This is a genomic window from Vibrio palustris, from assembly GCF_024346995.1.
Classification (GTDB): domain Bacteria; phylum Pseudomonadota; class Gammaproteobacteria; order Enterobacterales; family Vibrionaceae; genus Vibrio; species Vibrio palustris.
On record NZ_AP024887.1, the window covers coordinates 1202963 to 1218173 of the forward strand.

Genomic DNA, 15211 nt, shown 5'->3' on the forward strand with positions numbered 1-15211 from the left:
TCACGGTGAGAGAAAGGATGTTACAACTGGTTGACTTATCTAAAGGCTATAAAGAGGGCGGAGAATTTCACCCTGTGCTGCAAGGCGCAAAGTTAACCGTTCATCGTGGTGATCAGCTTGCACTGATGGGAGAAAGCGGTTCTGGTAAAAGTACCTTACTGAATCTGATCTCTGGGTTGGATGTTGTAGATAGTGGGGAAATTTGGTTTGACGATTTTCCTATGCACAATATTAGTGAGCGACAAAGGACCCTCTATCGTCGGCGTAATATTGGTCATATTTTTCAGCAGTTTAATTTATTGCCAACCTTGAATGTCGCGGATAATATTCGGTTTTGTCGTCAGTTAAAAGGTCTGCCTCAAGATCCTGGTTTATGGCGTCAAATCCTCTCATCTCTAGATCTGATGCCATTGCTTGGCCGGTATCCTGAAGAAATGTCGGGCGGGCAGCAACAGCGCGCAGCGATTGCGCGTGCGTTGTATATGGAGCCAAGTATTTTACTGGCCGATGAGCCGACAGGCAGTTTGGATGAACGTAATGCAGAAGCGGTCATGCGTTTATTAACGAATTTAGCGCGTGAAGTATCTTGCACGTTATTATTGGTGACTCACAGTAAGAAAGTTGCGCAACATATGGATGGTTGCATCAAATTGCAAGGAGGGCATTTGCATGTTGTGGCCCGTAGTTAAAGCGCTACTTGGTCATTATCGTCGCTATCCAACCCAGTTAATTCTTGTATGGCTAGGGTTGACGCTCGGGGTGTCTTTGCTATCCGGTGTTACGGCGATCAATCATTATGCTCTGCAATCGTATCAAAGCGGTGAGAAGTTATTCTCAACGCCATTGTCTTACCGTATTCGTCCTAAGCGCATGGCTGAACGCGTACCACAGCAGGTGTATGTTCAGTTACGTCGTGCCGGTTTCTCTCAATGTGTGCCATTAGATAGTTACCCGATGACCACGGCGAATGGTCAAGAGTTGACGTTAATGGGCATTGATCCGACGGCGATGTTGCCGCTGGACAGCCAACTGACGATTAAAAAAGCCAATACATTGGCGTTGATGTATCCGCCATATCCCGTGATGGTGAGTGCCGATTTAGCAAAACGACAGAAATGGCAACAAGGCCAAGATGTCGCGTTAGATAATGGCGCTGTGATTGGCCCGATTATGATTGATCACCAAGGGCAAGTAAAAGGCACCCATGCCATTGCTGACTTATCGGTTGTGCGTGCCTTAAAGCATGATTCAGGGTTGGGAGTCATTGCTTGTGGCGATATGACATCTCACCAACTGCATAACTTGCAACAACAATTACCCGATGATTTGGTTGTGGTACGCACCGCGAAACCTGAGTTACAACGTTTGACCCATGCGTTTCATCTCAATCTGACCGCGATGGGGATGTTGTCATTTCTGGTTGGGTTATTTATTTTTTATCAAGCCATGTCGCTCTCGATGATTCAACGTCAACCGCTGGTGGGGTTGTTACGTCAAGCTGGGGTCTCTCATATCCAGCTTGCGCAAGCAATCAGCATTGAGTTAGTCGGTTTAATATTGGTGAGTTGGTTATGTGGTAATGTGTTTGGTTTGATGCTAGCCAATCAATTGATCCCATCAGTCTCACAAAGCTTACGTGATTTATATGCCGCCAATGTCGGGTTATCGGTACATTGGGATTGGGGGTGGAGTTTTTATACCTTAGTCATGGCAACGGTGGGGGCTTTTCTTTCTTGTGCGTGGCCATTAATCCGATTATTGAAATCTCCGCCAATACGTTTGACGGCGAAATTATCATTAATTCGTTTTGCTGGGCGAGAGTTTACGATACAAGCCATATTGGCTTTGTTACTCATTATTGCGGCCGTATTCGTTAATCAATTGCCGACGACTCAGACACAAAGCTTTATTTTAATTGGCTTGATCTTACTCAGTGTTGCGTTGCTAACGCCTTATATTATTTGGAAAACGTTTGATATTTTATCCTTTCGTTTACCTTGGGTAAAAGCACGGTGGTTTTTTGCAGATGCCGCGGCCAGTATGAGCTTTCGCGGCATTGCGACTATGGCGTTTATTATCGCGATGGCGGCTAATATTGGTGTTGAAACCATGGTTGGGAGTTTTCGAATCACCACGGACAAATGGTTAGATGAACGCTTGGCCGCAGATTTATATTTATACCCGAGCAGTGATAAAGCGGCCGTTGTTAGCCACTGGCTAGAAGAGCAGCCGGAAGTCAGTGCGGTGTGGTGGCGCTGGGAAAAAGATGTGTCGTCAAATAAAGGGACGTTGCAAATCGTTAGTACCGGCAATTCGCCGCGTGAACGCGATGCGTTGACAGTAAAATTAGCGGTCCCTCATTATTGGTATTTTTTACACGCATCTCGCTCGGTGATGATTAGCGAAACGTTAGCATTAAAACATCATTTACGACCGGGACAATTTATCGATTTACCGCCTCCCATGGGCAAGCATTGGCTTATTTCTGGCGTGTATTATGATTATGGTAACCCTTACGGACAAATTATGGTGTCTCAATACCATTGGTTATCCGCATTTGCTGAGCAGGGGCGTGTTGCTTTAGCGGTATTAACCCATGACCGACAACATGATGCGGCAGGGTTAAAATCACGGTTAAACGAGCGTTTCTTATTTGATGTTGAGCGTGTACACAGTAATGCCTATTTACATAATCAGGCGATGAAAATGTTTGATAGGACATTTTTAATTACTGATACATTAGGCAATATCACCATGCTTATCGCGGTATTTGGTATCTTCTTTGCGACCGTTGCCGGAGAGTTTTCTCGCAAGCGACATGTGGCATTACTCAGAGTGCTGGGCGTCTCTGCGAAAGAATTAGTCTGTATGGGCGCATTACAACTCTTGGTATTTTGGGCGATTGCCGTCGCGATTGCGATCCCATTAGGCATTTGGTCATCGCAATTAATGATGAATGTATTTATTAAAGATTCGTTTGGTTGGACGATGGATGTGCAAATGATTCCAGAAAAATACCTACAAACCTCGCTGCTTTCTATGCTCGCACTCTTAATTGCAGGTGCGTTACCAGTACTGCGTTTAGTTAGACGCTCACCAATGACGTCATTTAGGGATGCGGTATAATGGTAAGCCGAAGAGTCAGTATTATTGCTATCGTTATCTTATTGGTGTTAATGAGTGGCATTGCCTATCACTTGTTTATGAGCCATAACGAAACGCACCCATTATCACCGTCACATAACCAACACCGTGGGTATAGCTTCACAACGAGTAGTGATCAAGATTATCCGCCGATTTCTAAACGACAAGATGTGACACTACCGGATGGTTTGCGTTTCCATAATAATTATCAACACGAGTGGTGGACTCTGGCAGCAAATGTGACCACAGAGGCGGGGCACCGCTATGGTATTCATTGGCAATACATTCGCTTAGCTCACGATACCGGTGAGCACCCCCAATTATATTTAGCTCAAGTTACCGTGTCTGATCGTTATCATCACTGGTATGCCCAGCGGATTGCTCGCAGTGGTTCTGGGCAAGCAGGCTTACAAGTGTCGCCATTCGATTTATGGATAGATGCTTGGCATTTTAGCGGTGATAATGCATCGCCTTTACCTGGGCAGTTAGAGGTAATGACGAATCAATGGGGTATGCAATTATCGCTTACCTCGATGTCTGATGTGGTACTTCCTGGGCATCAGGGGTTAGAAACGTGGGGTAAAGAAACGCCCAAGCAACCATTAGGGGAGTCTTCGTTAGTCGGATGGCAGATCCCCAAAGTGGCGATAGAAGGCCGTATCATATTGCCTAATCAAGCAGAAGCTATCCCAGTCTCTGGACAAGCTTGGTTGGGGAAACGCTGGGGTAATCATTTACTTGGACAGCCACAGACAGGTAGAGATTGGATCGTTATCCACCTGGTATCAGGCACAACATTATCTATTACGCGTTTTCGTGAGTTTGACCAAGCCCCTCAGGTGAAAGGTGTCTTAACGTTTAATAGTGGTGAGAGTGTCAATTTAACTGCGCAAGATATTCAAATGACCCCAACCTTAATGGGAGTCAGTGGTCAATCGCACCATATTCCTTATCAGTGGCACGTGGTGTTACCTAACTATGATATGGACTTTACGGTGACAGCCGTTAACCGAAACGATTGGTCACCTTTACTACTGCCCAATTGGGCGGGGCCCATCAATGTGAGTGGCTCGCACGCTGCAACTGGATTTATGCAGTTAACAGGTTATTAATACGACACTTTCTTTGCTAAGACTCATCGAATATTACATGTTTTGAACTATACTCTAAGTATCAGTATTTACGTGGCTATCCTTCTGATATTTCGGTTTTTCCGATGGGTTTGTTCATTACAAGCGATTATTCAGAAACATGGGTTAGCGCTACACTGTGTGATAAGTTGTTATCTTGAATACAATTATAAGGATAATTGAATGACTGCGCTGTTAACCAAGTTTTTTAAAACGGAATCATCTGGCGGTGTTTTACTCGTTATTGCTGCTATCGTCGCTATGATAGTCGCAAATTCTCCGTTGTACGATGTCTATGATGGAGCATTGCATCACTATATCTTAGGGCTTTCTGTTGCTCACTGGATTAATGATGGTTTAATGGCGATATTTTTCTTATTGATTGGACTGGAAGTAAAGCGAGAGCTTTTAGACGGTGCGCTTAAATCGAAAGAAACCGCACTTTTTCCTGCCATTGCCGCTGTCGGCGGTATGTTAGCACCTGCATTAATTTATGTGGCGTTTAACTATCAAGACTCTCAAGCAATACAAGGCTGGGCAATCCCTGCAGCGACGGATATTGCGTTTGCATTAGGTATTATGGCGTTATTGGGGCCGCGAGTGCCAGTGAGCTTAAAAGTATTCCTATTAGCATTGGCGATTATTGATGATTTGGGTGTCATCATAATTATCGCGTTGTTTTACAGTAGTGATTTATCAACAATTGCGTTGGGCGTAGGATTTCTCGCGACAACCGCATTGTTTATCATGAATGCGAAACGTGTCACTAGTATCACCGCTTATTTAATTATTGGTGCGATTTTATGGATTGCAGTGCTTAAATCTGGTGTCCATGCCACGCTAGCGGGGGTAGTGATTGGTTTTGCTATTCCATTAAAAGGAAAAACCGAAGAGTCACACAGCCCGTTAGGACGTCTAGAACATGCGTTACACCCTTATGTGTCATTTGCCATCTTACCGTTATTTGCTTTCGCTAATGCGGGGATTTCACTAAAAGGGGTGTCGATTGATGGCTTGCTGTCAACGTTACCATTCGGTGTGGCATTAGCTCTGTTCATTGGTAAACCATTAGGTATTTTCACCTTTAGTTGGATTTCTGTGAAATCCGGTATTGCTCAATTACCGAAAGGTGTGAATATGACACAAATCTTTGCCGTATCGGTACTCTGTGGTATTGGTTTTACAATGTCGATCTTCATCGCGTCTTTGGCATTCGGTAGTGAACTCTCTCATTACGATACTTATGCGAGATTAGGTATTTTGATGGGCTCGACGATAGCGGCGATCGTCGGTTTTATTTTGTTAAGTTTGTCGCTGCCAAAGAAAGGCAATGTTCCTAACCCGATGACAGAAGAGAGTTAACGGTATAAGGTATTCTACCTACGTTGATGATGAAAAAGCAGCGCCTCGAGCGCTGCTTTTTTTATGCTTATTTATCCGGCATGAATAAGGTTCTAAACGGTTTTTATACTGAGCGATTATATTGACCAACAGCATGATTGTCAGTTCTCAGCTATCTGAACCGAGTCCATGTGTCGCTCGTAAGATGTGGAGTTTAGTGGGCGCGGTTACATAAACGAGTCACAAGGCTGTCTCACTTTGTTAAGAAAAAGCGAGCTTCAATCGCGTAATGACGATACTGAGTTAGGAATTCAATAACCGTAATGGATACCACTAAACGTTGAGTCGCGGTAGTGACATAAGGTATTAATCGCGTTGAGGCGTGGTCGTGGGTATGACTTTATTACCGCTAAGGCTTTATATAGTTTAATAAAAAAGCAATGCTCTTAATGCATTGCTTTTGATGAGGCTTACTTTCATTTCACCGCTTGGTATGAAGGGGGGTTAAGCCAGGTGTCATAAGATGAAGTGTTTCAATTCATCATCTAATTGTCGTGATAGTCCGGCTAATTGCTCACTTTCCTTAGCAAGATAATTCGCTGCGGTCGACATTTCAGATGAGGAGTCATTAATACTACTCACGTTTTTATTCATATCTTCTGCGACCACACTTTGTTCTTCCGCGGCGGTGGCAATTTGCGCCGCATTATCGTTCACTTTTTGAATGTGCGTGACGATTAAACCTAAATCTTTACCTGCATTTTCTGCTCGTTCGACACTGGAGTATGCAAGTTTTTGACTCGCTTCCATCGAACTCACTGACGCAACTGCTAACTGTTGTAAGCGAGTAATGGTTGTTTGAATTTCATCGGTGGAGTGGTGAGTGCGACTGGCTAAGTTGCGTACTTCATCGGCCACGACAGCAAAACCACGGCCTTGCTCGCCAGCACGAGCGGCTTCAATAGCGGCATTTAATGCTAACAAATTGGTTTGCTCTGAAATGCCACTGATCACAGCAGTGACTTCACTGATTTCCATGACGCCTTCTTTTAGCTCATTCACTTTGGTATTGGCCAGCTCGAGTTCATTGGTTAATGCTCGAATACTATCCACACTCGAATTCACATCTTTATTACCCGTATTGGCTTCTTGGGTCGCACTTTGCGTATCTTCTGCCGTGTCTTCGGCGTGGCGGGCAACTTCAGATACTGTAGCACTCATTTCATTCATAGCGGTGGCTAGGTTACTCAATTGATGTTGTTGGCTATTCACCGCTTGACTGGTTTCTTCGGCACTAGACGCAATCCGTATTGACGCAGCAGAGACCGATGAGGCAGATTCCACAGATTTTACCAACGCCATATGCAAATCGCTGATACTGTCATTAATTCCGCGGCCAAGCATACCGATTTCATCACGGCCGTCATAATCAACTCGCGCGGTCATATTGCCTTTTGAAATGGTTTTCATCGTATCCATAATAATATGCAACGGATTGACAATTGAGCGGCGAATCACGATCCCTAGTGTGATCATTGCGAGCATAGCGATAAACGCCACGACGACCATATATAAAATTTGTGTATAAACGACAGCATTTATATCGTCAATGAGTATTCCTGTCGATACAACCCAACCCCAAGGTGCAAATCCTTGGACATAAGCCACTTTTTCTGAAAAGGTGCCATCGGGGGCGGGCCATTGATATTCAATCGTGCCACTTTTCCCACCATCTCCCATTGAAACGACTTTTTGCCAAAACGCTATAGAGCCTGTATTCGAACCAGATTCTCCCATTTTTTGGCCGATTAATGCTGAGTCTGGATGGACCAATACTTCTCTACTGCTATTGAGCACATAGATATAGTCACCATCAGAGTATCGAAACCTATCGATGAGGTGTTTGGCCATTTCCTTCGCTTGTTTTTCTGGATATGTGTCACTGAGATACTGCATTTGTGAAACCGTACCTTCGATAATGGATTTTAACTGATCTTTTCGTTCGGCTTTTAAGTCACGTTCTAATACTGTTGCAGACATGAAGAGAAGTATAATAAATCCCAGTAAACTGGCTCCGATTAATATGGTGAACTTTCGTCCAACCTTCACATGTTTAAGCTGAAACATATTGGTTTACCACCTAGCTAATTAGTCTATAGAAACAATTTATGGGTTGGGCAATCCAAAGAATGATTGGAAATCTTCCTTTTCCCTCACTAAGAGTGGTCTATTCGTGTTTTTTTTCGAATTTAAACAGAGTAGAACGTTAACTAGATCAATTTTTTTAAAAAAATATAAGTATGACCACGTTATTGAAAAAAATAGAAAAACGACTATGGGTAGGTGAATTATTCCTTAAAACATGCGTACAATGGCTACATGACTGTCTGTCAAATAGTTCACTATATGAGGACGTCTTCTCGGTGGAGAGCAGGGCCGAATAAGAAAAAGACAATTCTTATTATCAAAATTGAGGTGACATGACATACTCACTTGTTAATGAGATAAGTAATGTCGATATACATAAGATAAGGTCGGTAATGTGTTATCAATCATTGGCGCAACGACCGGTCAATCAGAGGTGAGAAATCGATGCTGAAAGTAGCAATGTTAAGCACGGGCGAAGAAGTGTTACATGGCGATATTGTGGATACCAACGCCGCTTGGTTAGGACGTGAATGTTTTCATCATGGTTTTGCTTTGTGTAAACGTTCAACCGTAGGTGATGCCAAACAAGATTTGGTTGAAGAGCTCACCATGCTGGCTTTTAATTGTGACGTCGTTATTGTGAATGGTGGTTTGGGTCCAACGACAGATGACTTGAGTGCGGAAGCGGCATCAGAAGCCGCAGACAGCCCCTTGGTCTTGTTTGACTCTTGGGTTGAAACAATGCGTGCTTATTTTAGCTCACGTAATAAGACAATGCCGGAGAGCAATATTAAGCAGGCTAGGCTGCCCGATGGGGCACAAATTATCGTTAACCCAATAGGAACGGCATGTGGATTTAAAATGAAAATCCATGATTGTTGGTTCTATTTTACGCCGGGTGTACCCAGTGAGTTTAAGCGAATGGTTACAGAGCAAGTACTCCCTGATCTGAAAACCATGTACCCGGATCAAGTCGGTGAAGAGTGCAGTTATTTTTATACCTTTGGTTCGTCTGAATCCGGTATCGCGGATCGTCTAGATAAGCTGCAGTTACCACAAGGGTATTCGCTTGGCTATCGTTCGTACTTGCCATTTATCGAAGTGAAACTCTTTGGGCCCAAGGCGGATAATGAACGCCGCTTAAAAGTGGCTAAACTGATTTTTCAGCATATAGAACAGCATATAGTGAGTATTGATCAGCCTATGTTGGAACATCTTGGTCAATTGGTTGCAAGTAAAGGGCTGCATCTCTCTATTGCGGAGCAATCGACTAAAGGCTGGTTGTCTCATTGGTTGATGAGTAATACTGACATAGAAGCACGCAGTGGGCATAGCTGGATATTGAGTCACGATGTTGAATCGAATTTAGGTGAAAGTGATGGCCTGGCGCCTGTGTTTGCGTTAGCCGGAGCGACGAAAGATAAGTGTGGTACTGAGCTTGCGTTGGTGACTGGCCCCTTGTCTGCTGACGGGCAGTTCTCTTTGGCACTGTCTGCCCCTGAAGGAGAATGGGGACAAATTTTCCGCTTTACTCGTGAGTATTCTGCTGACGAACAAAAGATCGTGATAGGAACACTGCTAGCGGATATGCTAAGACGTTATTTATCAGGGAAACCTGTCTTAACTCAATGCGGCGGAGCGAAGGAAATTAAAGCGTTATTCATTCCGGCAAGTGCGTTAAATTAAATTTCCTCTTTTTCGGTGACATGGTCACATAATTGGCACGTAATAGATTGAAATTTAAGCTTATACTCGCTTTGAGTAAAATGCGATTCAATATGCTCAATCAGTCTAATTACTAAGCGTATGATTTTGATGTGATGCTTCAAAAAGCACAAAAATTGCGCTTTTTCCTGTTTCGATTGTCGTTACACTGAATGCTCTAAATAAATAATAAAGCGGCATGAGGCAGGTATGTTTAATCAATCAAAAATATTAGTTTGGTATGCAGTATCGAATCAAAAAGTACTGTTAGGTGAAGTGCTTAGCCATAGTGGTTATGATATGGCATCTCTTTGGCGAGGCATTCCCTTTTACCAAGATGAGAAGGGAGATCTTGGCTATCGGTTATCACTATTTGACGCTGATGGGCGAGAGATTGGTGCGAAAGCCGTTTCTAGCGTTTTTGTCGAAGATTTTCTATTAGATGTAAAAAAAGCCAGAGTGTAAACTCTGGCTTTTTCTTGGCGACTTATCAAGTGCCGTGACTAAGCGAATTTTGACTTAGGTTGGTAATTGACCTCGTCCAATTCTAGTGCTGTTTTGGCCTTACTAATGCAAGGCAGCACTTCGCCAGGCTCTAGAAATGCCATGGCAAAACCAACATACTCGACTGACCCACTTGTTAGCCGACAGCGACACGCACCGCAGTGCCCATCTCGACAATTGTATTCTGGTTCTAACCCAGCTTTTTCAAACGTTTCCAGCAATGTGTCTGAAGTGTTCGATTCAATAATTAATTGTTTGTTGATTTTGACCGTCGCCATTACAGTTCAAAGCCCTCAAAGTCACCAGAACTGACTTGATTGTCAATTTGGCCAACCAGATAAGAACTGATTTCTGCTTCTTGTGGGGCAACTTGTACGTTATCAGAAGACAACCAGGCGTTGATCCATGGAATTGGGTTAGTTGTTGCTTCTGGGTATGCCGCTTCTAGACCAACAGCTTGCATACGAATATTGGTAATATATTCGACGTACTGACATAAAATATCTTTATTAAGGCCTATCATTGAGCCATCTTTGAACAAGTACTCAGCCCATTCTTTTTCTTGTTCTGCTGCTTCTTTAAAGATATCAAAACATTCTTGTTTTGCTTCTTCCGCAATTTGTAGGAACGAGAAGTCATCCATACCGTTGCGCAGTAAGTTCAACATATGCTGCGTACCCGTTAAGTGGAGTGCTTCATCACGAGCAATTAACTTAATGATTTTCGCGTTACCTTCCATCAACTCACGTTCTGCAAACGCAAAAGAACAAGCAAAGCTGACATAGAAACGAATGGCTTCTAGGGCATTTACCGACATCAAGCATAGGTAAAGTTGTTTTTTCAGGCCGTTAAGCGTGATGGTGACATCTTCGCCATTGATCGTATGTGTGCCTTCACCATAACGATGATAGTCATTCGAAAGGGCAATCAACTCATCGTAATATTTCGAAATATCGCCTGCACGCTTAATAATGTATTCGTTTTCGACGATGTCATCGAAAACCAGTGCTGGATCATTAACGATATTACGAATGATGTGCGTATATGAACGTGAGTGAATGGTTTCTGAGAATGACCAAGTCTCAATCCATGTTTCTAATTCTGGTAATGATACTAATGGGAGTAGCGCCACGTTTGGACTACGACCTTGAATAGAATCTAACAATGTTTGGTATTTCAAATTAGAAATAAAAATATGTTTTTCGTGCTCAGGTAGCTTTGCGTAATCGATACGATCGGAGGATACATCGACTTCTTCTGGACGCCAGAAGAATGATAATTGCTTTTCGATTAGCTTTTCGAAAATCTCATATTTTTGTTGGTCATAGCGCGCCACGTTGACAGGTTGACCTAAAAACATGGGTTCTTTCAATTGGTTGTTTTTAGTTTGCGTAAAAGTACTGTAAGCCATGTCACTTTCATCCGTTATGCATCTTTACAAACAAGCGAGTAAAGATGAGAGAATTTATTGGGTAATGCTCTAATGGAGCGGGGGAGCCATAATACTATGGTCTCCCCTCTGAGTTCAGTCAGTTATAAAGTTAAATCTTACAACCACCGCCAGCACAATCATCATCTTGAGGTTGTACCGCATCATTCTGGGCGTCAGACGCACCATCGCGAGTATTATGGTAGTACAGTGTTTTGACACCGTATTTATACGCGGTAAGCAGATCTTTCAATAATTGCTTCATCGGTACTTTACCAGAACCATAAACGCTAGGGTCGTAGTTTGTATTCGCTGAAATAGATTGATCAATAAATTTCTGCATCACACCGACGAGATGTAAATACCCATCATTACCACGGATATTCCACAATAGCTCGTAGTTGTCTTTGTACTTACTGTACTCAGGAACGACTTGTTTTAAAATACCATCTTTTGAGGCTTTAACTGACACATAACCACGTGGTGGTTCAATACCATTAGTTGCATTTGAGATTTGTGATGATGTCTCAGATGGCATTAATGCCGTCAGTGTTGAGTTACGTAGACCGTGCGTCATGATGTCTTGACGCAGCGTATCCCAGTCGTAATGCAATGACTCGTCGCATAGTGCATCAAGATCTTGCTTGTACGTGTCGATTGGCAGTTTACCCTGTGCATACGTTGTCTCGTGGAACGATGGGCAACGACCGCGCTCTTTTGCAAGTTCCAAAGATGCTTTAAGCAAGTAATACTGCATGGCTTCAAATGTACGGTGAGTCAGAGCGAGTGCACTGTCATCTGAATATTTCACGCCGTTCTTCGCGAGATAGTACGCATAGTTGATGACACCAACCCCAAGAGTACGACGGTTCATGGTTGACACACGCGCCGCAGGTAGTGGGTAATCTTGGTAATCGAGCAATGAATCTAACGCACGAACCACTAAGTCAGAGAGTTCTTCAAAATCATCAAGAGATTTAATTTCACCAAGGTTAAACGCAGACAGTGTACACAGTGCGATTTCACCTTCGTCATCTTCTACGTTCGAGAGCGGTTTAGTCGGCAGTGCAATTTCTAAACATAAGTTAGATTGACGTACTGGTGCAACACGCTCATCGAATGGGCTGTGTGTATTACAGTGGTCGACGTTCTGAATATAAATACGACCTGTTGATGCACGCTCTTGCATGAGCAATGAGAACAAATCAACTGCCTTTACGCTTTCTTTCTTGATTGCAGGATCATTTTCGTATTGAACGTACAAACGCTCAAACTCTGCTTGATCTTGGAAGAACGCATCGTACAAACCTGGAACATCGGATGGAGAGAATAGGGTAATATTCCCGCCATCAACCAAACGTTGGTACATAAGTTTATTAAGCTGCACCCCGTAATCCATATGACGAACTCGGTTTTCTTCTACACCGCGGTTATTTTTTAATACTAGGAGCGATTGAGATTCACCATGCCATAGAGGGTAAAAAACAGTCGCTGCGCCGCCACGAACCCCACCTTGTGAACAACATTTCACTGAGGTTTGGAAGTATTTATAAAATGGAATACAACCCGTGTGGAAAGCTTCACCACCGCGAATTTCAGACCCTAGAGCACGAATACGACCCGCATTAATACCAATACCAGCACGCTGTGATACGTAACGAACAATTGAGCTTGCTGTTGCATTGATGGAATCAAGGCTATCGCCACATTCAATGAGAACACATGAACTAAATTGACGTGTTGGAGTACGCACTCCAGACATAATCGGTGTTGGTAGGGAGATCTTAAACGTCGACGTTGCATCATAAAAACGCTTGATGTAATCCAGACGAGTTTCTTTTGGGTAGTTTTCAAATAAGCAGGCTGCAACCAGCATGTACAAGAATTGCGCGCTTTCATAAATTTGACCAGTAACGCGATTTTGTACGAAATATTTGCCTTCTAATTGTTTCACTGCCGCGTAAGAAAAATTAAGATCGCGGTCGTGATCAATATAGGAGTCGAGAAGATCAAATTCTTCTTCTGTGTAATCTTCCATCAAGTGATTATCGTATTTACCAAGCGCCACCATTTTCGATACTTGATCGAAAAGACGAGGTGGTTGGTAATCGCCATACGCTTTTTTACGTAAATGGAAAATGGCGAGACGCGCAGCTAGATATTGATAATCTGGGCTCTCTTCAGAGATCAGATCGGCTGCAGATTTTATGATGGTTTCATGAATATCAGAAGTGGTGATGCCTTCATAGAACTGAATATGAGCACGGAGTTCTACTTGAGAAACTGACACATTAGTTAAACCTTCTGCCGCCCATGTGATTACGCGGTGAATCTTATCTAAATTGATCTTTTCTGTACGGCCATCACGTTTTGTGACAGTGAGTTCTTGGTTCATTCTGCTTTATTTCCCTAATGAAACTGAAAAAACGGCATCAACATGTTTGAATGCTTGCTAATGCCGCTTTCTTCAAAAAAGCTCGCCCTACATCTAGTGGGTCAAAACACTATATGTAGGGGTCTGTATGTTTTCGTATTACAAGATAGTGCTATCGGAGGGCTAATGCAAGTCCGAGATCTTGCACATTTTGTGGATAACTCGGTAAACAAAAAAAAACAGTTAGTAGTCGCTAACTGACAACAAACGGGTAGGATTGGAGCGAAATATTTGCCTACCAAGAATCGATTTATTATCGAGCAAATCAAAAAAAAATCTCTTGATCTTTCGACCAAAAACGCTCTCATATTTTTATTGTATAAACCTGCAGCGATTGCTCAAATTCGCGCCGCTAAGCGATAGCATAGGCGCGAAGTATCCAACACTATTATTTTACTTTGTCTACGATGATGCGCGCGTATGCACAATATAGTTCACATCGACCTTACGACCTAAGCGATAAGTATCAGTCAATGGATTATAGAGTAAGCCCGTAATACCGTGTGATTGTAATTGGGTTTGGTCGATCATCTTCATTAGCTCTGATGGGCGAATAAACTTATTATGATCATGGGTGTTGTTGGGAACGATCTTTAAGATTTTTTCAGCGCCAACGATGGCGAATAAATACGATTTAAAGTTACGGTTCAATGTAGAGAAAAACACATGTCCGTCAGGTTTAACGAGTGTGCAACACGCACTGATCACAGATTGTGGATCTGGTACATGTTCTAGCATCTCCATACATGTGACGACGTCATAATGATTCGCGTGGGTGTTGGCATGATCTTCAATCGTACTTTGAATATAGGATAGACTCGTCCCTGTTTCGAGTGCGTGTAAACGCGCGACTTCTAAGGGCTCTTTACCCATGTCTAAACCGGTGACCTCGGCGCCTTCTTTGGCCATGCTTTCAGCAAGAATACCGCCGCCACAGCCAACGTCGAGGACAGTTTTTCCAAATAGGCCGTTCGCTTTATCCATCACATAGTTTAATCTCAGTGGGTTAATCTGATGCAATGGTTTAAATTCACCATTTAAGTCCCACCAACGTGAAGCCATATCTTCAAACTTTTTGATTTCGAGTGGATCAACATTCTGTGATTGTGTCATGGGGAGCCTACTAACCTTTTATCACCGTTTTATAAGAGACGGCTATTATAACTCTCCGGGTCGACTTTCCTAGCGGTTCGCTCATATTCTTGCTTATGTGTTGTTTTTTTGTTCAAGGGAGAAGGGCGCACTTTCAATTTGTTGCTTTTATCGTCAACTACAGGGCTGCTAACATCACATGCTGATAAAAGGACTGGGAAAGTAATGCCGAAGTTTCGATTTTTGTGTTATATTTTTTCACCTTATACGTATCAATTATATTCA

11 protein-coding genes are annotated in these 15211 nt (G+C 43.0%); 6 read left to right on the forward strand and 5 right to left on the reverse strand.

Translation table 11 applies throughout. From position 1 onward, the window contains the following. Positions 1-17: 17 nt before the first annotated feature. From OCU30_RS05810 to nhaA, 4 genes are all read left to right on the forward strand, one after another. Positions 18-689 (forward strand): ABC transporter ATP-binding protein, encoded by a 672-nt coding sequence (locus OCU30_RS05810; protein ID WP_077313134.1) that lies wholly within the window; start codon positions 18-20, stop codon positions 687-689. Beyond that, a complete protein-coding gene (locus tag OCU30_RS05815) occupies positions 670-3126 on the forward strand; it encodes an ABC transporter permease (RefSeq protein ID WP_077313132.1) in 2457 nt (818 codons plus the stop codon). The genes OCU30_RS05810 and OCU30_RS05815 overlap by 20 nt, the downstream gene beginning before the upstream one ends. Continuing rightward, positions 3126-4256, forward strand: coding sequence for a lipocalin-like domain-containing protein (locus OCU30_RS05820; RefSeq protein ID WP_077313130.1), 1131 nt, complete (start codon positions 3126-3128; stop codon positions 4254-4256). Before OCU30_RS05815 ends, OCU30_RS05820 begins: the two co-directional genes overlap by 1 nt. A gap of 201 nt (positions 4257-4457) precedes the next feature. Further along, complete coding sequence (nhaA, locus tag OCU30_RS05825) at positions 4458-5636, forward strand: Na+/H+ antiporter NhaA (RefSeq protein ID WP_077313128.1); 1179 nt, start codon at positions 4458-4460, stop codon at positions 5634-5636. Positions 5637-6131: 495 nt separating this feature from the next. Here the strand turns inward: nhaA and OCU30_RS05830 are convergent, their stop codons facing one another. After that, the gene (locus OCU30_RS05830) at positions 6132-7742 is read right to left on the reverse strand and encodes a methyl-accepting chemotaxis protein (RefSeq protein ID WP_077313126.1); all 1611 of its coding nucleotides are present in this window, start codon (positions 7740-7742) and stop codon (positions 6132-6134) included. 465 nt (positions 7743-8207) lie between these two features. Here OCU30_RS05830 and OCU30_RS05835 point away from each other — a divergent pair, with 465 nt between their 5' ends. Both OCU30_RS05835 and OCU30_RS05840 read left to right on the forward strand, forming a co-directional pair. Continuing rightward, positions 8208-9449, forward strand: a complete 1242-nt coding sequence (locus OCU30_RS05835; RefSeq protein WP_077313124.1) for a CinA family nicotinamide mononucleotide deamidase-related protein — start codon at positions 8208-8210, stop codon at positions 9447-9449. Between the two features lie 228 nt (positions 9450-9677). Continuing rightward, a complete protein-coding gene (locus OCU30_RS05840) occupies positions 9678-9932 on the forward strand; it encodes a 30S ribosomal protein S6 modification protein (protein WP_077313122.1) in 255 nt (84 codons plus the stop codon). Positions 9933-9970: 38 nt separating this feature from the next. Here the strand turns inward: OCU30_RS05840 and yfaE are convergent, their stop codons facing one another. From yfaE to ubiG, 4 genes are all read right to left on the reverse strand, one after another. After that, on the reverse strand, positions 9971-10249 hold the full coding sequence (gene yfaE / locus OCU30_RS05845; RefSeq protein ID WP_077313120.1) for a class I ribonucleotide reductase maintenance protein YfaE: 279 nt from the start codon (positions 10247-10249) through the stop codon (positions 9971-9973). Next, positions 10249-11382 carry a class Ia ribonucleoside-diphosphate reductase subunit beta gene (gene nrdB, locus OCU30_RS05850; protein ID WP_077313118.1) on the reverse strand — a complete coding sequence of 378 codons (1134 nt, stop codon included), beginning with the start codon at positions 11380-11382 and terminating at the stop codon, positions 10249-10251. The genes yfaE and nrdB overlap by 1 nt, the downstream gene beginning before the upstream one ends. Before the next feature lie 130 nt (positions 11383-11512). Next, positions 11513-13795, reverse strand: coding sequence for a class 1a ribonucleoside-diphosphate reductase subunit alpha (nrdA, locus tag OCU30_RS05855; protein ID WP_077313116.1), 2283 nt, complete (start codon positions 13793-13795; stop codon positions 11513-11515). 441 nt (positions 13796-14236) lie between these two features. Continuing rightward, positions 14237-14947, reverse strand: a complete 711-nt coding sequence (gene ubiG, locus OCU30_RS05860; protein WP_077313113.1) for a bifunctional 2-polyprenyl-6-hydroxyphenol methylase/3-demethylubiquinol 3-O-methyltransferase UbiG — start codon at positions 14945-14947, stop codon at positions 14237-14239. Positions 14948-15211 lie beyond the last annotated feature (264 nt).